The sequence below is a fragment of the Actinomadura gamaensis genome (genome assembly GCF_042652125.1).
Taxonomy (GTDB): Bacteria; Actinomycetota; Actinomycetes; order Streptosporangiales; family Streptosporangiaceae; genus Spirillospora; species Spirillospora gamaensis.
Genome location: NZ_JBHSIT010000012.1, coordinates 1 through 20850 on the forward strand (window position 1 = coordinate 1; position 20850 = coordinate 20850).

Consider the following 20850-nt stretch of genomic DNA (forward strand, 5'->3'; position numbering starts at 1 on the left):
CACCCGCCTCCACGGTGAGATCGGCCATGTCCCACCCGACGAATACGAGACCAGCTACTTCCAGGAACACACAGAACTGCAGGTCACAGCCACAACCTAGAGCCTCCATCGAAACCGGGGCGCTTCACTGTCACGTCCACCACTGAAGCACAGCCGGGACAGCAGGTGCCAAGCACAAGCGAGCGCCAAAGGTCGAGATTCTTGCTCGCGTGCCTACGCACGAAGCGAACACAGAGCGCACCACGGCCAAGGTGGTCATGCGAGGGGAGCTTCCGCGCCACAGGCCCGTCAGGTATCTCGGTGAGGCGAGCAATCCGGGCAAGGTGCCTCGACGTAGGTCCCCTCCGCGACCACTACTCCCGCGCCCAAGCACGTCCGACACAGCCCCGATTGGCGGACGGCTGGATGATCCCCAGCGGGCGGCAAGGGGCCATGGACGGCAGGGTCGTACTCTTCGCCCTCATCGGGGATCTTCCAACCCCGAGCGTTGTACCGCGGGCCGTTCTCCGCCGGTTCGTCTTCACCGCCGACGACTTTGCGGCCATGGCAGAAGCGGCACATCAGCCTCAACGGCCCGATGCGCTGCTCACCGGTCCCGCCGCATTCAGGACAGGTGATCTCGTCACTCATGAGCGTTGGCCGGTCCCCCGGCAGTCCTCACACTTGATCCACCGCTTGGGCTTGGCCTTGCCCGGCTGACCATTGCCAAAGTCCCACCATCCACCCTCACCGTTGCAGGTCGAACACTTCGTGTTCGGCATGGTGGCCTCCTGTCCTCACCGTAACTCTGGAACCTCCGGCCGGGGGGGAAGATGCGTGGTCACCCGCCGGCCGGAGGGAGTCATTCGTCGCCGTGGTCGCTGCCAGCATTCGCAGGTCCCGTGTCGTCCTGGTCGCTCTGGTCGTCACCGAGCCCTGCGAGCGTGTCCCACGTCACGACGTCCGCAAGGTTGAGGATGTCGAGCAGCCTCGGTTCTTCCAGGATCGCGACCGCCAGCCCGGCCACGTACTTGGCGGACCGTTCGTTGTATCCGGCGCGCGCCATCGCCGCCCGGTAGGCCCGATGGACCAGCGACACCCGCTCTCGTGCGATGTCGGACTCCTGCCGCGCCTTGAGCGCCACCAAGGCGAGCGTTTCGGTGACGGTGCCACACCCCATGTGCTCGCCGATCACCGCGTCCGTCACGATCTCCGCGAGCTCGGACGGGGTGGCGTCGGGGTCGTTCGGTCCGTGGGTCGGCACGTTCACATCACGGCCCGGTGCAGCTCGCGGCGGATCACATCGAGGGTGTTCGCCATGTCGTCCACTGGCGCGATCGTCCGGCCATCCTGGTCGCCGAGGTGCCACACGTACCACCAACCGCCGTCCCCGCCGTCCTGGTCGCGCAGGTAGTCACACCGCACCCGCACGGACGGACTCCCCACCGTGGCGAGCACGAGGTACGGGCCGTCGCGCAGCCCTGCCCAGTGCACGCGCAACATGCGCCGGGACGCCTCGTCCTGCAACGCGCGCAGCGCCGCATACCGGGGCGCGTTCGGCGAATCGGTAGGCGCGAGCCTGCCACGTATCGCGTCGGACGTGTGACGGCCCTTCCGTCGTCGCATATTGATCAACGCTTCCCCTCCGACTCGGCATCGGGCTCGGAGAATCCGGGCGGCACCAGCACGTACCTCACCCGCTCCGCGGCCCCGGGAACGTCGTCAGCCCTGCCGAGGAGAACCTCCTGCGAGACCCACCGGAACCACAGTTCGCCGTCCTGCTCACCGCACCCGATCGTTTCCTGAGCGACTGGCGGACCGAGGAACCTGACATGCAGCAACGGCGGATCATCCATCGCAAGCCGTGCGCTCAGCCCCGCCGCCGTCAAGGCACCGGCAAGCGTCTCCAGTCGCTCTCTCGGATTGGCCATACCACCCTCCGTCACAGCTCGCTCACGCAGAACGTACGGCCGAGCCCCTGGCGATCAAGCAGAAATAGTGACAGAGCAGGGCGCTGACCAGCCAAAGGCCAGAGTCGACAACTCGGCGCAGGGACAGATGAGAACTCGTTTACGTCTTAGAGGGCGCCCGCTCGCCCCGGCGCGCTGGGTGTGTGCCTGTCCCGCCCGGTTCCGCCGTGCCAAGTCACTCGTCCGCCCACATGCAATCCTGGCGACATGGCCGAACCTCACGAGTGACGTTCTCCCGGCCGAAACTGGGCTCACGGGACTGGCTACGCGCCTACCGCCTGTTCATCGATGGCGTCCCACATGGAAAGATCAAGCGAGGCCAGGAGATCAGCGTTGACATCGCCCCAGGAGCGCATGAGGTAGAGGCGCGCATCGACTGGACAGGCAGCCCCATACTCTCCTTCAATGCGCCTCCGGGGACGCACATCCGCATGCGCGTGGAGCCAGGAGGCAACCCCTTTCTGACGTTATGGCACGCCAGAACACGCACGGGCTACCTCAGAATCACTCAGGTACCGCCCGAGAGTTGAGCGAACTCGAACCGGTGAATGGTCGCTCTAGTGTGAGGGCATGGACGCAGCCGAGGCCAGCGGGCACCTCTGGCGATGGGAGGTCCGCCGTCGCTTTACCGTCGAGCAGAATCGCAAAGCCCTTGCGCACCTCATCGACTACGACGCCGACCCCGTTGAAGTCGAGCTGTACGAGCTGGCGTCCGAACCGCAGACCCTGCTCATAGACCGCGCGCAGCGCAGCGCCGCCGGGCAGTACGAGCGGCATCTACGACGATTGAATGAGCGAGGTCAGCACCGCCAAGGGTGACAGCAACCCTGACGGCTACCGAAGAGCACCACGAGCACACCCCCGGCAGCCGTCCGGCCACGGGGAAGGCGGCCTCACCACCCGTCTTCCCACACCTGTAAGCGGAAGGGTGGCGGTTCGCCCTTGTCCCTGGCCACGTTCCGGCCGAAGCGAAAAGCTCGGGCACCTTCGCATGCTCGTGCTTTTCGATGTTTCGGCTTTAATGCGCCTACGCCCGGACGCCGTCCAGCCACTGTTTCAAGACGTCGAAATCGGCCACGCTCAGCCCTCGCTTCGCGTCGACGCGGAACAGAAGAGCTTTCGCCGGATGATGATGCGCCACCCACGTCCGGTCGATGTCGGTCAGTTCGTCATCGACCCAGACGAAGGCGCGCCCGGCCGCCCATGCAACAATGTGGCGGGTCTTCCAGTGCAGGCCTGTCCGCTCGTCCTGCTCGTCCGCCTCGGACGGCTCGGGCCATTTCACGAATGCCAACCGCGGAAGGCCGAGACGAGGAGAAATGAGCTCGTTCGCGTCGTCCATCCACGTCGTCGCCCACACCAGCTCGCACGGCAACGCCGACAACCGAGCGCCGTGCCTGGGATCGACCCGGGCCAGCAGCGGATGGGCTGACGTCGATGGACCGTCGTAAGTGGGATACGGCACAGCCGCGCCGAACGGAATGAGGGGTCCGTCCACATCCAAGAAAAGCAGGGGACGTGACATGACGTCGGTCAGTCGTTCTCCTCGTCCACTAGGCACCTAAAGAACACACCCCAGCTAGCAGGCGTCACGAATAGCACGCATGCGTCCGGAGTTTTCGAGTCGCGAATAGCCTAGAGCGTAGAGGGGCAGCCGTGTTGTGTCATCGGTCTGCCCCGGGCCGCATCTGCTGGACGTTAGGACGCTGGGGTCGGGTTTGCGGGTGTTGCCGCGGACGGTTGGGTGAGGAAATCACTGATCAGGTTGGCGGCTTCGTCGGGGCGCTCGGCGTGGGGCACGTGGCCGGAGTCGATTTCGGCATAGGTGCTGCCAGGGATGCCCGCGTGCAGGGCGCGCGCGTTCTCTACCGGGATCAGGTTGTCGCGGGTGCAGCCGATCACCAGGGTGGGGGCGGTGATCTGAGGAAGCAGGTGGTCGATGGAAACGCGTTCGTTCAGCTGGTACTGCCGGACGCGGCCCGCGTTCGGGACGAATCCGCCGGCCAGTTCGTCCACTGCTTCGCGTCCGATCCTCTGGAGGAAGTCACGGCTGAACGCGGTGAGCATCGCATACCGCGCGAAGGCTTTCGGACGGTCCGCCAGTTCCAGCGACAATTTCAGCGAATGGCGCAGTTGCTCGTCGTCATCGGTTCGGCTCCATCCCGACACCGGGATCAAGCGCCGTACCAGGTCGGGCCGCGTGGCCGCCAGCGTGGTGACGACGACCGCGCCCAGCGAGTGTCCGACCACGTCCACCGCCCCGAGGCCGGCGTCCTCGATGACGGCGGCCACCTGCTGCGCGAGCATCTCTTCGCTGAGCGGCGCTCCGTCGTCCTCGACCGGGTCGCTGCCTGAAAGGTCGGGCAGGATGACGGTGTAGCGATCGGTGAAACGCTCGACGAATCCCTCCCAGTTCACCGATCCGGGCCCGGTCCCGTGGACGAAGATGATTCCCGGCCCCGAGCCGAGAGTCCGATAACGAACCGTGGCGTCGCCGACCTTCATCGTGGTGCCGCTCATCAGCGCATTCGAAGTCATGCCGCAACTCTGCCCAGGCCTTCGCCGTCCGTGAATTGGACCACCCTCCCTAGGATTCGCGATCCCAGAATGGCAAGCGCGGTCTGGAGGGCGATGTAGGGGCCGCGTGGGGCGACAACTAGTGAGGGGGCGCCTAAACGCGTTCAGGGCCGCCGACCGGGTGGTCTGGCGGCCCTGTAGGGGGCTGAGGGTCACGACTTGTCGAAGGTTCGCTTGGCCCAGAAGTAGGAGAGGATGCCGATTCCGAGCCACCAGGCGGCGGCGATGGCGGGATTGTTGCCGGTCGGGGTGCCGAGCATGAGGCCGCGGACGGTCTGCATGATCGGGGTGAAGGGCTGGTACTCGGCGAACCAGCGCAGGACGGTCGGCATGGAGTCGGTCGGGACGAAGCCGCTGCCGAGAAAGGGCAGGAAGACCAGGGGCATCGGGGCGTTGCTCGCGGCCTCGGGGGTCGAGGACTTCAGGCCCAGGGCGACGGTCAGCCAGGTGATCGCGACGACGAACAGGGTGAGCATCCCGATCGCGCCCAGCCAGTCCAGGAAGGTGCCGTGCGGGCGGAAGCCGATCGCGAGGGCGAAGCCGATCACGACCGCCATGCCGAGGAGCTGCTGGATGACGCTGGCGACGACGTGGCCGGTCAGGACGGAAGCCCGGGAGATCCGCATGGTGCGGAAGCGGGCGATGATGCCCTCGGTCATGTCGGTGGCGACCATGACGGCGGTTCCGGTGGCGGCGGTGGCGGCGGCCATGAGCAGGATGCCGGGGACGACATAGTTGATGTAGGTTCCGCGTCCGCCGCCGAGACCCGCGCCGAGCGTGCCGCCGAAGACGTAGACGAACAGCAGCAGGATGATGACGGGCGTGACGACCAGCTGGACGGTCATCGCGGGGTAGCGGATCAGGCGCTTGAGCTGGCGACGGACCATCGTGGACGAGTCGCGCGCGGCGAGGGTCAGGGTGCTCATCGGGCGGTCTCCTTCTGCTGGTCACCGGTCAGGGTGAGGAACACGTCGTCGAGGTCGGGGGTGTGGACGCTGAGGTGGGCCGGTTCGATGCCCGCCGCGTCGAGGGCGGCGAGCAGCTCGCGCAGGGAGGCGACGCCGCCGTCCGAGGGCACCTGGAGGGTGAGGCGGTCGTCGTCGGACGGGTCGATGAAGCCCCGGCCGAGCGCGGTGAGCGCGTTCTTCAGCGCGAGGTCGTCGGTGAAGCGGAGCGAGACGTGGCCTCCGGGGATGAGCTGCTTCAGCTCGTCGGCGGTGCCCTCGGCGATCAGCCGTCCGTGGTCGAGCAGGACGATGTGGTCGGCGAGCTGGTCGGCCTCCTCCAGGTACTGCGTGGTGAGGAAGATCGTCACGCCGCTGGCGACGAGTTCGCGGACGACCTGCCACATGGCGCGGCGGCTGCGCGGGTCGAGGCCGGTGGTCGGCTCGTCCAGGAAGATCAGCCGGGGGTCGCCGACCAGGGTCATCGCGAGGTCCAGCCGGCGCTGCATGCCGCCGGAGTAGGTGCTGGCGGGCTTGCGCGCCGCCTCGACCAGGTCGAAGCGCTCCAGGAGCTCGGCGGCCTTGCGCTTGCCCTCCTTGCGCGGCAGGTGCTTCAGGTCGGCCATGAGGAGCAGGTTCTCCTCGCCGGTGAGCAGCTTGTCCACGGCCGAGTACTGGCCGGTGACGCCGATCGCGCCGCGCACGTCGTCCGGCCGGCGGGCCAGGTCGAACCCGGCGACCTGGACGGTCCCGCCGTCGGCGGGGATCAGGGTGGACAGGATCTGGACGGTGGTGGTCTTGCCCGCGCCGTTCGGCCCGAGCAGCGAGAAGATGGTTCTTTCAGGGACGTTCAGGTCGATTCCGTCGAGCACGACCTTCTCGCCCTTCTTGTCGCGGTAGGACTTGCGCAGTCCGCTCGCCGCGATGGCCAGGTTCGTCATGGGGGGCTCCTTCGGGGTGGCGGGGGTCAGAGGCTGCGGGCGGTGATGTCGCCGGACGAGGTGGTGGCGCGGATCTCGAGGTCGGCGGTGCCGCCGTTCTTCAGGCTGTTGCTGACGCGGCCATGGCTCGTGCCGGCGTCCAGGGAGGCCGAGACGCCGCGGGCGGCGCCGACCCTGACGTCCCCGGCCCGCGTGCGCAGGACGACCGTCCCGGCCGCGGCCTCGGCGATGTCGATGTCGCCCTTCTGGACGTCGATCTCGGCGGACCCGTTCAGGCGTCCGACCTGGACGTCGCCGGCGGCGGTGGTGAGCCGGACGCTGGCGGCCTCGTCCACCTTGACCGGGCCGTACGAGCTCTCGTAGCTGATGTCGCCGAGCCGTCCGACGCCCCGGAACTCGACGGCGGCCGTCTTCGCCTCGACCCGCGACCCGGCGGGCAGCTGGACGGTCACCTCGACGGACCCGGACGGCCCCAGCAGCTGCCTGCCCGCCGGGCCCTGCACCTGGAGGACGCCGTCCCGGTAGGCGACGGTGGTCTGCTCGGCTGCCTTGACGTCGCGCCCCTTGGCGGGGTCGGCTGGCCGGACCTCGACCGTGGCGTCCGTCCGGTCGGCCGCGATGAGCTGCACCCGCCCGGCGGGGATCTCCAGGACCGCGGTGATCGGGGTGGCGGTGTCGAACTTCTGCATCGTGCGCTCCTCGGTGTCGCGGCCCTCGCCGCTCTCTTTCCGACAACGCAAACGCTACGTTGCTTTCTGAATCTAGGCAACACACGCGTTGCGTGTTGTACGTGTACTGCCTGGTCAGCGGCTATAAATCATTGCAACACTGTGCCGCGTAATGCAACGATCAGCCAACGATGCGTTGCATTGGAATGGGAGTGAACGCTATGCGACCCGGCGCGCGGTCGCGCTCAGCGGCGACGTGAAGGCGCGCCGTCGCGCGACGACGAACAAGCCCGGCAGCAACGGCGGCCGGGCTTGTTCGAGGAGCGGAGATGCGCGAGCGCCTACGCGCGACGGAACCAGGTGACCTGGGTGCCGTTCTTCATCGTCACGTGCTCGGTGGGGACGAACTGGGTGGGGTTGAACGGTCCGCCGAAAAGGGGGACGCCCGTGCCCGCGACGACCGGGTAGCGCTTGAGGACGATCTCGTCGATCTCCGGCAGGAGGGCTCCGGCGAGGCGTCCGCCGCCGCAGAGCCAGATGTCCCGGCCGCCCTCCTCGGCCTTCAGCGCGCGGACGAGTGCGAGCGGGTCGCCCGCCTCCACGTGGACGGCCGGGTCGTCGATCTTCAGCGTGCTCGAAATGACGTATTGGCGCAGGTGGGCGTACGGGCTGGTGATGCCGGCGTCCAGGCCGGGCCGGTAGGTGCCGCGTCCCATGAGGACCGTGTCGAAGGACTCGTTGGGCGCGTCCTCCACGCCGAAGTGGCCGCGCAGGTGGGTCGGGAGCGTCTCGGGATAGGTCGCCGCGATCCAGGCGATCATCTCGTCCGAGAGGGGATAGAAGTCGGTCTCGTCGGCGGGGCCGGCGATGCGGCCGTCGATGGAGGCGCCGATGTAGTAGACGAGCTTGCGCATACTTACCGCTCCTGGCGTAGTACTCTGTTCGTAGTGATCTGAACGTAGTACTACGTCTGGAGTGGTGTCAAGTGCGGAAGAACGCCGAGCGCCGGCTGGCGCTCATCGACGCGGCCATCGAGGTGCTGGCCAGGGAGGGCGCGCGCGGCCTGACCTTCCGCGCCGTGGACACCGAGGCGGCCGTCCCGCCGGGCACGGCGTCCAACTACTTCGCCAACCGGGACGACCTGTTCACGCAGATCGGCGGCCGGATCTACGACCGGCTGCTGCCCGACGAGGCGACGATGGCGCGCAGCCGGGAGGGCGACCAGGACGAGGCGCACTACGCCCGCCTCATGCACGAGGTGGTGGACCGGGTCTCCTCGTTCGGCTCCGGCTATCTGGCCCTGCTCGAACTGCGCCTGGAGGCGACCCGGCGTCCCGCGCTGCGCGAGGTCCTGACCGAACGCATCCGCGCGGACATCGAGGCGAACCTCGCCCACCAGGAGTCCTCCGGCCTGCCCGGCGACGCGACCTCGGTGCTGCTCCTGTACATGGCGCTGAACTGGCTGATCCTCGAACGCCTCACCCTGCCCGGCATCTTCACCGAGCAGCAGGCGCACGACCTGGTGGACGCGGCGGTCCAGCGCGCGCTGGTCACCGGCCGGGAGGGCTCCCCGTCCACAGGGTGAATCCTTTTCCGGGGTCGCGGCCTCTCATGGGCATCGACCGCGCGGAGAGGGAGACGGACATGAGCGAGGCGAGGCCCGGACATGACTGATCGGTCATGAGCGAGTGCCCAGGTCATCCGGGCCGCGCAGGACGGCGACCGCGACTCGATCGCGGCCGTGCTGGACGGCGCGCACGCCCATGTCCGGCGGTTCGCGCAGCACCTGTGCGCGTCCCCGCAGGACGCCGAGGACGCCGCGCAGGAGGCGCTGATCATCCTCTACCGGAAGATCGGCTCGCTCCGGGCCACCGGCGCGCTGGCCTCGTGGATGTTCCGGATCGTCCGGAACGAGGGCCTGCGCCGGACCCGCCTCCTGCTCGTCCGGCCGCCGGACGAGGCCGACTTCGAGCCCGGTCTCGGCCGTCCGCGGCCTCCGCGCCCGTGCCCGTGCCTAGCCGATTGGCTCAGTGAAACAGCCTGATATTGGCTCTTCTGATGGTCCGGTCGAGCCGCGTACGGTCCCGATCATGGACATCCTGCGTTCGCGCTGGACGGCCGGCCCCGCCGCCGGCTCGCCCGGACCGCTGCTCGTCAGCCTCACCGAGTTCACCGCCGACCGCGCCCTCGACCTGCCCGGCATCGCGCGGGCGGGCCTGCGCCTGCGCCGCGGCTGGCCCGGCCTGGACGGCGCGGTCGGCCTCTGGCTCTGGTCCGCCCCGGGCCGCCGCGCGGTCGGCTCGGTCTCCGTCTGGACGGACGAGGCGTCCCTGCGCGCCTTCGTCGCCTGGCGCCCGCACATCGAGATCATGCGCCACTACCGCCGCCGCGGGCACACCCGCGCGACCACCTGGATGACCGAAACCTCCGACCTTCCCGACATCTGGCACACCGCTCGCCTCAAGCTCCCCCTCACCGCGAGCGAGCCGGCCTCCCTGGCGCCCTGAGCTCGGCCCGATCGGACAGGCCGGACAAGTCGGACAGGTCGAACAGGTCGCCGAAGCCGGCCGAGAGCGGCGATGAGTTTCGGTTGCAGGGACGGTCTGTTCGCGTGACAGGTCGTCGTTCAGTAGGGAGAGTCGTGATGCGAAAGATCACCGCTGGTCTGTTCGTCTCGCTCGACGGGGTCGTGCAGGATCCGCAGGACTGGCACTTTCCGTACTTCAACGAGGAGATGGGGCGGGCGGTGACCGCGCAGCTCGGCAGCGCGGACACGGTTCTGCTCGGACGGAAGACGTATGACGGCTTCGCCGGGGCGTGGCCGGAGCGGGAGAACGCGGGCGGCGAGGACGCCGGCATGGCGAAGGCGCTCGGCGACGCTCGCAAGATCGTGGTGTCGCACCAGAAGCTCGAGTTCACGTGGCGGAACTCCGAGGTGCTCCAGGGGGACCTTCTGGAGGGCGTCGCCGCGCTGAAGGAGGAGCCGGGGACGGACATCGCGATGAGCGGGTCGGTGTCGGTCGTCCGGCAGTTGCTGGAGGCGGGCCTGCTGGACGAGCTGCACCTGCTCGTCCACCCGATCGCGGTGCGGAAGGGAGCGCGGCTGTTCGAGGAGGCCGGCTCGCCGCTGCCGCTGAGGCTGCTGGAATCGACGGCGTTCAAGACCGGCGTGATACACCTCGTGTACACCAAGGACGAGGACGCGCCCACGGGCGGCTACGAGCAGGCGAAGGCCAACCTGCCGCAGGAGTAGACCGTCCCCTGCGGCGGGAGCAGGCCTCGCGGGCGGCTCTTCGCTGCCTCGAAGGGACCTAACGGTCCGTCCCGCCGGACGGTCCAGGGTGACAGAAGTGAGACCACGAGGAGCCGCGGGTATGGCCGTCCGGGCATGAGAACCGGCGTTTCCGGACGGGGCGCGCCGGCGTCGGCCGGGCGGGTGCGGGCGCCGCTCGCGGCTCGTTCGCCCTGACCAAGTCTCGCGTCGGCGGGAAAACGTGCCACCAATTCGTGGTGAACGGCGTCCTCGAAGAATGGTCGGACCACTGCCCCGAGCGCCCTCGGACCCGGGTCGCAGAGTCCAATTCTGTCAGTATCCGAGTACCGATCGGTATCCATCGGTGACCGGTTTCGGCCGTCGCGGCGCGGGTCGCGGCGGCCGTCGTCGTCGGAGCGTGATCGCCGAAGGTCGGGGGGTACGCGCGCGGACACGCTACGCGACGGTAGGCGCGAGAACCCTCACCTGGAAGGTATGCCTAAGTTTCAATTACCGGCATATCGCATTTGACGCGGGGCAAGGTGTGCACGGACGCTTGCGTGTGCCGCGCCCCTGCCCACCCCCAAGGCGACGACATGACCCCCTGCCGCACGCCCCGAACGTGCCCTGACCGACTTCCCGAGATCAGCGCCGGTCCCCTGTCAAGGCAACTCGTGATCCCAGGAAGGCGATTGTGATTCGCGTACTCATCGCCGAGAACGTGCACCTGTTCCGCAGCGGGCTGGTGGCCCTCCTGGACGACGAGCCCGGCATCCGCGTCGTCGAGACCGTCGACTGCGGGAGCAAGCTGCTGGCCGCGACGGCGTACTGCCGTCCGGAGGTGGCGCTCGTCGACCTCGGCCTCCCCGATGTGGACGGCATCGACACCGGCGCGATGCTACTCGAACGAGTCCCGTCCTGCGCCGTGATCATCATGGCGGAGCGCCGCCGGCTCGGTGACCTGCGCCGGGCGGTCGCGGCGGGCGCCGCGGGCTTCCTGCTCAAGGACACCTCGCCCGCCCGGCTCGTCCAGGCGATCCACGACGTGGCCAACGGCGACCGGGTGATCGACGCCGATCTGGCCGTCGCCGAGCTGACCGCGTCCCAGTGCCCGCTCACCCCACGTGAGCTGGACGTCCTGCGTGCGACGGCGGACGGCGCGACGGTGGCCGAGATAGCGCGCACGCTCTTTCTCGCCGCCGGGACCGTCCGGAACTACCTGGCCCGGATCGTCTCCAAGATCGGGGCGCGCACTCGTCTGGAGGCCGTCGCCATCGCCGAGGAGAACGGCTGGCTCTGGAACGGGACAGCTCGCTCGCGGCGTCCGTCCCGCCGCAGCACCCTGTGACGCGCGCCGTCCGTCCCGCCGCAGCAGGCTGCCCCGCAGCTGGCTGCGGCGGCACCCGACGCGACAGCCGGTGACAGGTGCCGGCCCGACGCGGCAGCCGGTGACAGGTGGCGGCCCGACGCGGCAGCCTGCGACGGGTGCCGGCCCGATGCGACAGCGGGTGACGGGTGCCGGCCGGCGTTCGGCTTCGGCGCACCGTCGTTGTCGGTCAGGCGGGGATCTCGGCGGGTGAGGTGTGCGCGGCGACGAAGGCGAGCAGGTCCGCCGCCAGGTCGAACGACCGCCCGGCGGAACGTGCGGCGTGCCCGACGCCGGATTCGCGCCGCAAAAGGACGGGACGTTCACCCGCGGTCGCCCATTGCATCGCCGCGCACATCTTGCGCGCGTGCATGGGATCGACCCGGGAATCGCCGTCGAAGACCGCGAACAAGGTCGCCGGATAGTCGACGCCCTGCTCGACGCGGTGATACGGCGAGTACGCACGGAGCCATTCGAAGGCTTCCGGGTCGGCGGGCGAACCGTATTCGCCGTGCCAGGACGCGCCCATTCCGGATCGGTCGTAACGGAGCATGTCCAGCAGCGGCGCGACGCAGACGGCCGCCGCGAATAGATCCGGGCGCTGGGTGAGCGCCGCGCCCACCAGCAGTCCGCCATTGGACTCGCCCCAGATCGCGAGCCGATCCGGTGCCGTGAAGCCGTCGGAGACGAGCTGTTCGGCGGCGGCTAGGAAATCGTCGAAAACGCGCTGTTTCTTGTCGCGCATTCCGGCGCGGTGCGACGCCGTGCCGTCCTCGCCGCCGCCGCGCAGGTGCGCGATGGCGAGCACGCCTCCGGCCTCCACCCAGGCGAGGGCGTCGGCGGCGTAGGACGGCGTGACCGGAATCCCGAATCCGCCGTAGCCGTAAAGGATGGCGGGGCGCGGGTCGTCGGTGTCCACGGGACGGGCGATGACGGTCGTCCGGACCGGCGTGCCGTCCGCCGACGCGCAGGTGAGCTGGTGCGTCTCGATGACCGGCAGGTCGGGTGAGCTCGGCGCGGCCTCCCAGAGGGACAGCTTCCGAGTGCGGGTGTCGTAGTGCCAGACGGCCTCGGGCGTGACGATGCCGCTGTGCGTGAACCAGACCTCGTGGCCGCCGCCGGGTCGCGCGGACAGCGGGCCGAGGACGCCCGGACCGGGAAGCGGGATGTCCGAAAGATGCTGTCCGGTGAGCGCGTCGTGCAGCGCGAGCTCGGCCGTCCCCCGGCGGGCGCGGGCGACCACGAGCAGGTCGTCCAGCAGGGTGAAGTCGGTGAGGACGGCGCCGTCGTCCTCCGGGATCAGGTCGGACCAGAACGACGGGCTGGACGGGTCCGCAACGCAGAGGCGGACGCGCGGCGCGTCCCGGTCGGTGACGATGTAGAGGCGTCCATCGCGTCCGACGACGGCCGCGGCGCGAGCGTCCACCCCTTTCTGGACGGCCCGGAACCGCGGTGCTCTCGGATCACCGCCCGCGAGATCGGCCACGAACAGATCGTTGCGCGGCTCGACGCCGTCGGCCGTGGACACGACCAGCCAGCGTCCGTCCTCGCTGATGCCGACGCCGTGCGCCGCCGCCGGGCCGGTGACGGCCGCGTCCTGCTCGGACGGCTCGCCGATCCGGTGCAGCCGGACGCGTCGCCGCATCTCGTCGCCCGGCTCGGCGCGGACGTAGTAGAACCCGCTCCCGTCCGGCAGCCAGGCCACCGGCGAGTAGCGGCACCGATCGAGCGGCCCGTCGAGCGTCGCGCCGGAGTCGACGTCCACAACGAACATTTCGGCCCGCTCGGTACCGCCTTGGGAGAGCTGGCACGCCAGCAGCCGTCCGGACGGATCGGGCCGCCACGCGTCGAGCGTCGTCTTCCCGGACGGATCGATCGCGGACGGGTCGAGCAGCGTCCGCGCCGCGCCGTCGCCGTCCGACACCTCCAGCACGGCATGCTCCTGACCTGCGGCGCGACGCAACGTGAAGCGCCGCCGCCCGCGCCAGACGGGCGCGCCGACCGTCCCGGTGTCGGCCAGCTCGGCGACCCGCGCGCGGAACCCGTCCCGGACGGCGGTGTCGATGTGCGCCCGGTATGTCCTGTCCTGGGCGTCCAGCCAGGCTCGGGTCCGCGGCGAAGCGGCGTCCTCCAGCCAGCGGTACGGGTCGGCGACCCGATGACCGTGCAGTTCCTCGACGACCGAGCCGCGTTCGGCCTCGGGGTATCTCATGGCACGTGCTCCCGTCCGGTTTCGAGGGCGCTCATCTCGTCTGCTTCCGCCGAAGCCCGCTCCCGCCGCGCACGTCCGCGGTCGCCACGCCGTGTACCGCCCCCGCCGGAGTTGTCGTCGTTGAATTCGTGGGTGTCCGGGTGGGGGCGCCCGGCGAGGGCGGCGTAGGCGGGAGTGGATTCGACCAGGTCGGCGTGGGTGCCGAGGTGCGTGCGCGTGCCGTCCATCAGCAGGACGCGGTCGGCGCGGCGGGCCGAGCTGATCCGGTGCGCCACGACGATCAGCGTCCCGCCCCTGCGGGCGAAGGCCGTCTCGGCGCGGGCCTCGGCGGCGGGATCGAGGTGGCAGGTCGCCTCGTCCAGGACGATCAGCCGGGCGGACGAGAGGTACGCGCGGGCCAGCGCGATCAGCTGCCGCTCACCCGCCGACAGCGCGCCCGGATCGATCGCGGCGTCCAGGCCGCCGAGCCGCTCGACCAGGGCGTCCGCGCCGACCGCCGCCACGGCGGACGCGAACGGCGGATCGTCGGCGGACGTCAGGTATGCCAGGTTCGCGCGGACGGTGCCGCGGAACACGTACGCCTCCTGCGGGATCAACACGCGGGCGTCCGTTTCGACCGTGTGCGCCGGGATTCCGTCGATCTCGACCGTCCCGGCGCGCGGACGCAGCATGCCCGTGATGAGCGCGGCCAGCGTGGACTTCCCGATCCCGCTCGGCCCGACCACCGCCAGGTGCTCCCCCGCCGGGACGTCCAGGTCCAGCGAGTCGATCACCGGTGGGGCGTCCGGGCGGTAGGCCGCCGTGACGCCGCGCAACCGGACGCCGCCTGCGCCGATGGCCCGGCGCGGACCGTCCTCGGGAGGCGGTGCGGAGGCGGTGAGCACGCGGTCCACCGCGACGCGCAGGCGGACGGCGCTGACGCCGAGCCCCCGGACGAGCCCGCTGAACGCGGGGACGAGCGACTGGGTCAGGTAGGTGAGCGCGCCGATCACGACGGCCGCCCCGACACCGTGCCGGCCGAGCCACGGCACCGCGGCCAGGAGCAGCACGACCGGCGCCCAGCCGCCGACCGTCAGCGCGAACGTGCGCAGGGCGGTGACCCGCGCGAGGGCACGCCCCGCCTGCGCCTGCGCGTTCACGCGGGCGCGGACGGCGTGCCCGATCCGGTCCTCCGCGCCGCAGGCGGCGATGTCGCGGAGCCCGCCGATCGCGTCGGCCGTGGCGGCGACCGTACGCTCGTCGGCGAGCAGGTAGTCCCGCTGGCGCCGGGCCAGCGCGGGAAGCGAGGCCGCGAACAGCCCGAGGCCGACGAGGAACGGCGGCAGCACCCACGGCAGGACCAGCGGCTCCAAAGTCGCCAGCCCCACGACGACGCTGCCCGCCGTGAACGCGAACGACCGCACCACCGTGACCAGCGCGGCGAGCGCGTCGCGCGCCAGTTCGACCTGGAGGTTCACGCGCGCGACGGCCGCCGAGCCGGGCGGCCGTCCGGACGCGGCGGCCTGCCGCAGCGTCCCGGTGACGGCCCTGGTCAGCAATCGGTCGCGGAACGGCTCGACGATCGAGGCCACGGCGAGGACGACCTGCCGCGCGCCGACCGCCGCGACGCCCCACACGAGCGCGAGGCCCGCGAGCCAGGCCGTCCCCACCCATGGACGGCCGACCGCGAACCCGTCGCCGATCGCGCGCGCCACCGCCTGACCGACCAGCAGCGCGGGCGCCGCCTCCACGACCGACCACGCGAGGACGCGCACGAGGGCACGCGGCTCGGCGACCAGCGCCCGGAGGACGAACCGGCGGGACGTGCTCACAGTGTGCCCCCTGCCGCGGAGTCGTCCGTACCGGCGCCTTCCGCGAATACCGCTCGGTATCCGGAATGCGCCCGCCACAGCTCGTGGTGCGGGCCCTGCGCCCGGACGCGCCCGCCTTCCAGCCACAGCACCTGGTCGGCCTCGGCCGCGGTGGCGACGCGGTGCGCCACGAGCAGGCGCGTGCGGCCGTCCGCCGCGCTGGTCAGGGCCGCGCCGATCTCGCGCTCGGTGACCGTGTCGAGGCTGGAGGTCGCGTCGTCCAGGATGAGGAGCCGCTCGCCCTGCGCGAGCGCGCGAGCGATGCCGAGGCGCTGTCGTTCGCCGCCCGACATCGGGGCGTCCGCCAAGGCGGTCGCATACCCGGAAGGCATCCGTTCTAGGAAACTGCTTGCACGAGCAGCAGTAGCTGCTTCCAGCACTCGTTTCTCGTGCGCGCGAGGAACGCCTAGTGCAAGGGCATCGGTGACCGTCTCGCCCAGCAGGACGGGACGTTCGAAGGCGTAGCCGACCGCGGAGCGCAGGGCGGAGCGTGAAAGCTTCGGGAGCGGGACGCCGTCGAGGAGGACCGTCCCCTCGTCCGGGTCGAGGAGGCGTCCCGCGAGAGCGGCGAGGAGCGATTTGCCCGATCCGGAGCGTCCGACGACGGCCGTCGCCGCGCCGCCCGGGACGACGAAATCGACGCCGCTCAGGCCCTCGCCGTCCGGTGTGCTGACGGCGACATCCCGGAATTCCAGGATTCCGGAACCGCTGACCGGAAGGGAACGCGTCCCGTACCGGGTGACGGGTTCGGAAAGGATCTCGGTGACGCGAGCGGCGGCGGCGCGCGACCGGGCGAGCTGCCCGACCTGGCCGAGCGCCCCGGACAGACCCGCCCCGAGCACCGCGTAACGGGCCGCCGCGTACAGCGCGCCGAGGCTGAGCCCGCCCGAGGCGAGCCGCCATCCCCCGACCGTCAGGACGGCGACCTCCAGAAGCGGAACGGCCAGCCCCGCCTGCACGCCGGCGCGCGCGTTCGCGCGCCACAGCCGCAACCCGTGCTCGCGCAGCGTCGGCAGCGGAGTGAGGATCCTGCGCGCTTCGAGATCGGACGTCCCGGCGGCGGCGATCGTGCGGATGCCGGTGAGCGCGTCCGTCAGCCGAGCCGCGATGTCGCTCTGCGTGCGCTGGTATCCGGCCGCGTGGACCGTCGTCGCCCGCAGGAAGCCGCGCAGCACGAGGGTGATCACCGCGAGTCCGGCGATCAGCGCGCCCAGCAGCCACAGGTCGATGAAGGCGAGCGCGACCAGCCCCCCGATGGTCGGGATGAGCAGCGCGGCCGAGGTGACCAGCGCGGCGGGCGCCTGGCCCAGTTCCTCGGCGTTCAGGCCGGTGCGGGTCGCGAGATCGCCCTCCGGATGCCGCCGGGTGATCGCCGGCCCCGCGCCGAGCACGCGGTCGAGCAGGACGCGTCGCAGCCCGGCCGCGGCCTCGGTCCCGGTCACGCCGGTCGCCCACGCCGTCAGCACCTCGCAGACCGCGATCCCGGCGACGACGCCCGCCGCCGCGAACGTCCAGCCGTCGCGTGTGGCGTTCCCGGAGACGAGACCGTCGATCGCGCGCCCGACCACGGACGGCAGGAGCAGTTGCAGAGCCGCGCCACCGAGCGCGCCCACGGACAGGACCGCCGTCCAGAACCCGCCGTCGCGCGCCGTCCGCGCCACGAGCCGGTCCGCGGCCGTCATGCTCCGCATCCGCGCGCTCCTTCCAGGGCCGATCCGGCGATCCGAGGTTGGTTCGGTGGTCCGAGGTTGTTCGCTGGTCCGAGGTTGTTTGCCGGTCCGAGGTCGGTTCGGTGATCCGAGGTCGGTTCGGTGATCCGAGGTCGATGCGGCGGCCGGGAGAGGTCAGTAGAAGGCCGCCGCGTGCGGCGCGGCGAACCGCACCGCACACGGCGGCATGGGCGTCCCGGACGGTCGGCTCAGGGGCGACCGGCCGGGCTGGAACGCCCGGGTGCCGAGAATCAGTGGCAGAGCGCCAGGCTGAGGTTGCTCGGCGTGTGCGACTGGCAGGTCGCGACGGTCAGTCCGCTGCCGCCGCTGGCACCGCCGGAAGCGGTGGGGGCCTGAAGGCCCTGCAGGTCGAGAAGCGCCATAGTGGGTGCTACACCCCCTTTCCCTCTCGCGGGTGGACAGATCCGGGCCTTTCCGGTGGGACACGCGATGGGGACACCTTGGCCAGGGTCTCCACGCGTCCGGAAGGACCGACTGTGAGGCCGGACGAGCCGGCCAGGGCGCCGGACGAACCGGCGTCGGCACCGGCCGAGCCGGCGCGGAGGCCGGACGTGCCGGCGTCGGCGCCGGACGAACCGGCTGGTGAGAGCGACGGGCCGCCGATGAGCGGCGCGTCGTCGAGGAGGAAGGGCAGCGAGGGCCGCCGCGCGTCGAGGGCGGACGCCAGCGCGAGCAGCACCCCGGCGGTGCCGGTGGCGAGGTCCATCGACAGCCGCATGAGCTGGTCGCCCGTGAAGGCGAGCCCGCCGCCGTACGGCATCGCGTGCCAGCGGAGGCCGCGGATCTGCGCGTCGAGCCGCGGGTCGGCGTCCGCGCGCGGACCGGGGACGGCGCGTCCGTCCGGCCGGAGCCCCGCCGCGAGCGCGGCGATGATGCTCGCGCGACCGGTGAAGAGCCCGGATTGGACGAAGTAGCCCGATTCCGCGACCCGCGCCAGGCGGCTCAGCGCGAGCTCGAACTCCTCGTCGTCGCGGTGGCGGAGGTAGCGGGCGACGACGACGCCGATGCCGACGGACCCCTCGTCCAGGTACGGCAGGGAGCGCCAGCCCTGGTTGACCTGGAGCGATCCGTCCTCGGCGAGGAGGCAGCGGCGCAGGTCCTGCCGGATGGCGTCGGCGGCGCGGTCGAGCAGTTCGGACGGTCCGCCGCGCTCGTAGGCGCGCAGGAAGAGCAGGGCCACGCCGGACGATCCGTGCATCAGGCCGGCGCGCGGATGCTCGCCACCGCTGATCTCCGGGACGTCGTCCGGGCCCCCGAGCCGTTCGGCGCAGAGTTCGACCATCCGGGACGCGACGCTGGTCAGCTCGCTCTCGCCGGTGGCCTCGCCCAGGTGGAAGAGGTTGAGGCCCGTTCCGGCCAGGCCGGAACAGAGGTTCAGGCTGAGCTGTTCCCACTTCTCGCGGAGGCAGATGTCCACGATGTCCAGCGCGTCGCGGCGGCGGCCGAGGCGGTCGAGGACGTGCGCGGCGCCGTGGAGCCCGTCGTAGAAGCCGAGCGGCGTGCCGACCTCGGGGCTCAGGGCGTGCCGCGCGAGCCAGTCGGCGTATTCCGGCGGGACTTCGGTGCCGGTTTCGGCCAGGGCGTAGAGGACGCCCGCCGCCCCGTGCGCCATGTTGATCGCGCCGCCGTCGCGGAACTGCGCCGGATCGCCGGGGAAGAGGCGGTCGTCGCGTTCGGGCGTCGCCGAGGCGAGGATCGACCGGTGCAGCGCGTCCCGCACTTCGGGCCAGGGCGCCAGCCCGGGAAGCGGGAGCGTGTCGAGCGGGGACGGTTCCGGGTCGGCGTCCGGTCCGAGGAGCGTGGTGATCGCGTCGTCGAACGCGGCGCGCGGCACCGGGAACGTCTCGGCGATCAGGTCCGCGAGCTGGCACGCCTTCTGCCGGTGCATCAGCAGCGTGATCGTGGTCTGCGGCGCGAACAGGTAGTAGCGCAGGCAGGCCAGGGCATAGCGGTCGACGTCCAGCCCGCGCCGGTCACGCGGCGCGAGGAACGCCGGGTTCGCGAGGGTCGTCCGGGCCTGCTCGGACGCGAGGACGGCGACCTCGTAGTCGATCAGGCAGAGCCGCCCGGACGCCGTCACCAGGATGTTGCTCGGATGCAGGTCGCCGAAGACCACGCCGCGCTCGTGCAGCTGCGCGACGGCCGACTCGACCTGGCCCAGCATCCCCAGCGCCCAGTCGGTGTACTCGGCGAGCGCGGCCTCGTCGCAGGTCGCCTTGGTCAGCGGATACTTCTGGACGATCTGCCGCTGGAGCGGATTGCCGTCCACGAACTCCTCGACCAGGAAATGGTGCTCGCCGAGGACGAAGTAGTCGCGGAGCGCCGGCACCGCGTCCAACCCCGAGAGGCGTTCGAGAATGTCGCGCTCGTGCTTCAGCCGGGTCACCGCGTCGCGCCCGATGACGTCGAGTCCCGCGTGCGGACGGGCCTCCTTCAGGACGACCCGCTCGCCCGTCGCCCGGTCCTTCGCGAGATAGACGCCGCCGCCGTTCGAGAAATGCAGGACGCTTTCGAAGTCGTACGGCATCTCGTCCACGCGGACGGAGTTCCGCGCCTCCAGATGCGGCTCCAGGAAGGACGGCAGCGTCACCCATTCGGGCACCGCGAACGTCGTCCCGCGGACGTCCGGGATCAGTTCGCCGTCGCCGTTCTCGATGGCCGGGACGAGCTCGCCGTCCTTGCCCGGGCAGCGCCGCTCGGCGAACCCTCCGTAGCGCACGAAGAGCGGACCGTTCGCGTAGCGGAGGTCACTCAGAATGTACGGTCCCTCGACGCCTTCGAGCAGCTCGTCGAGTTCTTTGAGAATGACCTCGCATTCGTTCTCGTCACGAGGGTAGATGGTGACGAGTTTGCCGCTGGCGCCGCGCGAGGCCGCCTTGGAGTTGCGCATGAGCAGGACGGACCGTCCGCGCAGGTACTTGAACACGATCCCCCGCGGAACGCAGTAGTCCCAGACGACCTCCAGGGCGCGCTCCGCGTCGTCGAGCCGCGCGGACACGTGGATCTTCCAGCCCTGGGGCGGCAGCTGCCCCTCGCCCTTCGGCGCGTAGTACATCCATACGTCGGAGTCGTGGCGGACCCATCCCTCGGGCACCGGGCGGGTGACGAGAGGGAAGTCGGAGGCCTCGTTCTGCCGCTGGCCGAGCTTGTCGTAGAAGAACAGGTCGGCCAGGCAGTAGGGCTCGTACTGGTCCACCGCGGCTCCTCCCGAGAACTCGGCTGCAACGGGTCTGAACTCGACTGGAGAAAGCATCTCGGACGCGACGGCCGCCGCCAAGGGTGAAATCTCAACAGTTGATTGTGAGGAACGCACGGTGCCATGTGTGCGTTTCACAGCATCGGATGATGAAGCGTTTGAGT

Annotated in this window: 21 protein-coding genes; 6 read left to right on the forward strand and 15 right to left on the reverse strand. The window is 70.6% G+C overall.

The window, feature by feature from the left end; all coding sequences use genetic code 11:
* Nucleotides 1–841 precede the first annotated feature (841 nt).
* Genes ACFPCY_RS33740 through ACFPCY_RS33750 form a run of 3 tightly spaced genes read right to left on the reverse strand, consistent with a single transcriptional unit; the run spans nt 842 to nt 1910 of the window.
* Nucleotides 842–1243 carry a hypothetical protein gene (locus ACFPCY_RS33740; RefSeq protein ID WP_378262092.1) on the reverse strand — a complete coding sequence of 134 codons (402 nt, stop codon included), beginning with the start codon at nt 1241–1243 and terminating at the stop codon, nt 842–844.
* Nucleotides 1244–1245: 2 nt separating this feature from the next.
* Nucleotides 1246–1605 (reverse strand): hypothetical protein, encoded by a 360-nt coding sequence (locus ACFPCY_RS33745; protein WP_378262094.1) that lies wholly within the window; start codon nt 1603–1605, stop codon nt 1246–1248.
* A 5-nt stretch (nt 1606–1610) separates the two neighbouring features.
* A complete protein-coding gene (locus tag ACFPCY_RS33750) occupies nt 1611–1910 on the reverse strand; it encodes a hypothetical protein (protein WP_378262096.1) in 300 nt (99 codons plus the stop codon).
* A gap of 609 nt (nt 1911–2519) precedes the next feature.
* Between ACFPCY_RS33750 and ACFPCY_RS43140 the strand changes: the two genes are divergently transcribed.
* Entirely contained in the window at nt 2520–2768 is a 249-nt protein-coding gene (locus ACFPCY_RS43140; RefSeq protein ID WP_465251245.1) for a hypothetical protein, read from the forward strand.
* 208 nt (nt 2769–2976) lie between these two features.
* Here ACFPCY_RS43140 and ACFPCY_RS33760 read toward each other — a convergent pair whose 3' ends face one another.
* The 7 genes from ACFPCY_RS33760 to ACFPCY_RS33790 form a co-directional block, all read right to left on the reverse strand.
* On the reverse strand, nt 2977–3453 hold the full coding sequence (locus ACFPCY_RS33760; RefSeq protein WP_378262098.1) for an HAD domain-containing protein: 477 nt from the start codon (nt 3451–3453) through the stop codon (nt 2977–2979).
* A gap of 29 nt (nt 3454–3482) precedes the next feature.
* Nucleotides 3483–3581, reverse strand: a complete 99-nt coding sequence (locus tag ACFPCY_RS33765) for a DUF397 domain-containing protein (RefSeq protein WP_378262690.1) — start codon at nt 3579–3581, stop codon at nt 3483–3485.
* A gap of 66 nt (nt 3582–3647) precedes the next feature.
* A complete protein-coding gene (locus ACFPCY_RS33770; RefSeq protein WP_378262100.1) occupies nt 3648–4469 on the reverse strand; it encodes an alpha/beta fold hydrolase in 822 nt (273 codons plus the stop codon).
* Between the two features lie 209 nt (nt 4470–4678).
* A complete protein-coding gene (locus ACFPCY_RS33775) occupies nt 4679–5452 on the reverse strand; it encodes an ABC transporter permease (protein WP_378262102.1) in 774 nt (257 codons plus the stop codon).
* Entirely contained in the window at nt 5449–6411 is a 963-nt protein-coding gene (locus tag ACFPCY_RS33780) for an ATP-binding cassette domain-containing protein (protein WP_378262104.1), read from the reverse strand. Before ACFPCY_RS33780 ends, ACFPCY_RS33775 begins: the two co-directional genes overlap by 4 nt.
* A 26-nt stretch (nt 6412–6437) precedes the next feature.
* On the reverse strand, nt 6438–7100 hold the full coding sequence (locus ACFPCY_RS33785) for a DUF4097 family beta strand repeat-containing protein (RefSeq protein ID WP_378262106.1): 663 nt from the start codon (nt 7098–7100) through the stop codon (nt 6438–6440).
* 320 nt (nt 7101–7420) lie between these two features.
* Nucleotides 7421–7993, reverse strand: a complete 573-nt coding sequence (locus ACFPCY_RS33790) for a dihydrofolate reductase family protein (protein WP_378262108.1) — start codon at nt 7991–7993, stop codon at nt 7421–7423.
* Between the two features lie 71 nt (nt 7994–8064).
* Here ACFPCY_RS33790 and ACFPCY_RS33795 point away from each other — a divergent pair, with 71 nt between their 5' ends.
* From ACFPCY_RS33795 to ACFPCY_RS33815, 5 genes are all read left to right on the forward strand, one after another.
* Nucleotides 8065–8664 (forward strand): TetR/AcrR family transcriptional regulator, encoded by a 600-nt coding sequence (locus ACFPCY_RS33795; protein ID WP_378262110.1) that lies wholly within the window; start codon nt 8065–8067, stop codon nt 8662–8664.
* Between the two features lie 156 nt (nt 8665–8820).
* Nucleotides 8821–9123 carry an RNA polymerase sigma factor gene (locus ACFPCY_RS33800; protein WP_378262112.1) on the forward strand — a complete coding sequence of 101 codons (303 nt, stop codon included), beginning with the start codon at nt 8821–8823 and terminating at the stop codon, nt 9121–9123.
* 46 nt (nt 9124–9169) lie between these two features.
* Nucleotides 9170–9586, forward strand: a complete 417-nt coding sequence (locus tag ACFPCY_RS33805; RefSeq protein WP_378262114.1) for a hypothetical protein — start codon at nt 9170–9172, stop codon at nt 9584–9586.
* Nucleotides 9587–9723: 137 nt separating this feature from the next.
* Nucleotides 9724–10332 (forward strand): dihydrofolate reductase family protein, encoded by a 609-nt coding sequence (locus tag ACFPCY_RS33810; protein ID WP_378262116.1) that lies wholly within the window; start codon nt 9724–9726, stop codon nt 10330–10332.
* Nucleotides 10333–11026: 694 nt separating this feature from the next.
* Nucleotides 11027–11680 carry a response regulator transcription factor gene (locus ACFPCY_RS33815; protein WP_378262118.1) on the forward strand — a complete coding sequence of 218 codons (654 nt, stop codon included), beginning with the start codon at nt 11027–11029 and terminating at the stop codon, nt 11678–11680.
* A gap of 208 nt (nt 11681–11888) precedes the next feature.
* Here the strand turns inward: ACFPCY_RS33815 and ACFPCY_RS33820 are convergent, their stop codons facing one another.
* The 5 genes from ACFPCY_RS33820 to lanKC all read right to left on the reverse strand — a co-directional run bounded on the left by ACFPCY_RS33820 (nt 11889) and on the right by lanKC (nt 20686).
* Nucleotides 11889–13910, reverse strand: coding sequence for a prolyl oligopeptidase family serine peptidase (locus ACFPCY_RS33820; protein WP_378262120.1), 2022 nt, complete (start codon nt 13908–13910; stop codon nt 11889–11891).
* Nucleotides 13907–15721, reverse strand: a complete 1815-nt coding sequence (locus ACFPCY_RS33825) for an ATP-binding cassette domain-containing protein (RefSeq protein WP_378262122.1) — start codon at nt 15719–15721, stop codon at nt 13907–13909. Before ACFPCY_RS33825 ends, ACFPCY_RS33820 begins: the two co-directional genes overlap by 4 nt.
* Complete coding sequence (locus tag ACFPCY_RS33830; protein ID WP_378262124.1) at nt 15718–17451, reverse strand: ABC transporter ATP-binding protein; 1734 nt, start codon at nt 17449–17451, stop codon at nt 15718–15720. Before ACFPCY_RS33830 ends, ACFPCY_RS33825 begins: the two co-directional genes overlap by 4 nt.
* 269 nt (nt 17452–17720) lie before the next feature.
* On the reverse strand, nt 17721–17852 hold the full coding sequence (locus tag ACFPCY_RS33835) for a SapB/AmfS family lanthipeptide (RefSeq protein WP_378262126.1): 132 nt from the start codon (nt 17850–17852) through the stop codon (nt 17721–17723).
* A gap of 8 nt (nt 17853–17860) precedes the next feature.
* Entirely contained in the window at nt 17861–20686 is a 2826-nt protein-coding gene (gene lanKC / locus ACFPCY_RS33840; protein ID WP_378262128.1) for a class III lanthionine synthetase LanKC, read from the reverse strand.
* Nucleotides 20687–20850 lie beyond the last annotated feature (164 nt).

What these genes read in the sequence shown, in the direction of transcription:
- ACFPCY_RS33820 (WP_378262120.1), bottom strand. Translation starts at nt 13,910, where the DNA reads ATGAGATACCCCGAGGCCGAACGCGGCTCGGTCGTCGAGGAACTGCAC.
- ACFPCY_RS33830 (WP_378262124.1), bottom strand. Translation starts at nt 17,451, where the DNA reads ATGCGGAGCATGACGGCCGCGGACCGGCTCGTGGCGCGGACGGCGCGC.
- ACFPCY_RS33750 (WP_378262096.1), bottom strand. Translation starts at nt 1,910, where the DNA reads ATGGCCAATCCGAGAGAGCGACTGGAGACGCTTGCCGGTGCCTTGACG.
- ACFPCY_RS33805 (WP_378262114.1), top strand. Translation starts at nt 9,170, where the DNA reads ATGGACATCCTGCGTTCGCGCTGGACGGCCGGCCCCGCCGCCGGCTCG.
- ACFPCY_RS33780 (WP_378262104.1), bottom strand. Translation starts at nt 6,411, where the DNA reads ATGACGAACCTGGCCATCGCGGCGAGCGGACTGCGCAAGTCCTACCGC.
- ACFPCY_RS33775 (WP_378262102.1), bottom strand. Translation starts at nt 5,452, where the DNA reads ATGAGCACCCTGACCCTCGCCGCGCGCGACTCGTCCACGATGGTCCGT.
- ACFPCY_RS33835 (WP_378262126.1), bottom strand. Translation starts at nt 17,852, where the DNA reads ATGGCGCTTCTCGACCTGCAGGGCCTTCAGGCCCCCACCGCTTCCGGC.
- ACFPCY_RS33745 (WP_378262094.1), bottom strand. Translation starts at nt 1,605, where the DNA reads ATGCGACGACGGAAGGGCCGTCACACGTCCGACGCGATACGTGGCAGG.
- ACFPCY_RS43140 (WP_465251245.1), top strand. Translation starts at nt 2,520, where the DNA reads ATGGACGCAGCCGAGGCCAGCGGGCACCTCTGGCGATGGGAGGTCCGC.
- ACFPCY_RS33785 (WP_378262106.1), bottom strand. Translation starts at nt 7,100, where the DNA reads ATGCAGAAGTTCGACACCGCCACCCCGATCACCGCGGTCCTGGAGATC.
- ACFPCY_RS33770 (WP_378262100.1), bottom strand. Translation starts at nt 4,469, where the DNA reads ATGAGCGGCACCACGATGAAGGTCGGCGACGCCACGGTTCGTTATCGG.
- ACFPCY_RS33790 (WP_378262108.1), bottom strand. Translation starts at nt 7,993, where the DNA reads ATGCGCAAGCTCGTCTACTACATCGGCGCCTCCATCGACGGCCGCATC.
- ACFPCY_RS33810 (WP_378262116.1), top strand. Translation starts at nt 9,724, where the DNA reads ATGCGAAAGATCACCGCTGGTCTGTTCGTCTCGCTCGACGGGGTCGTG.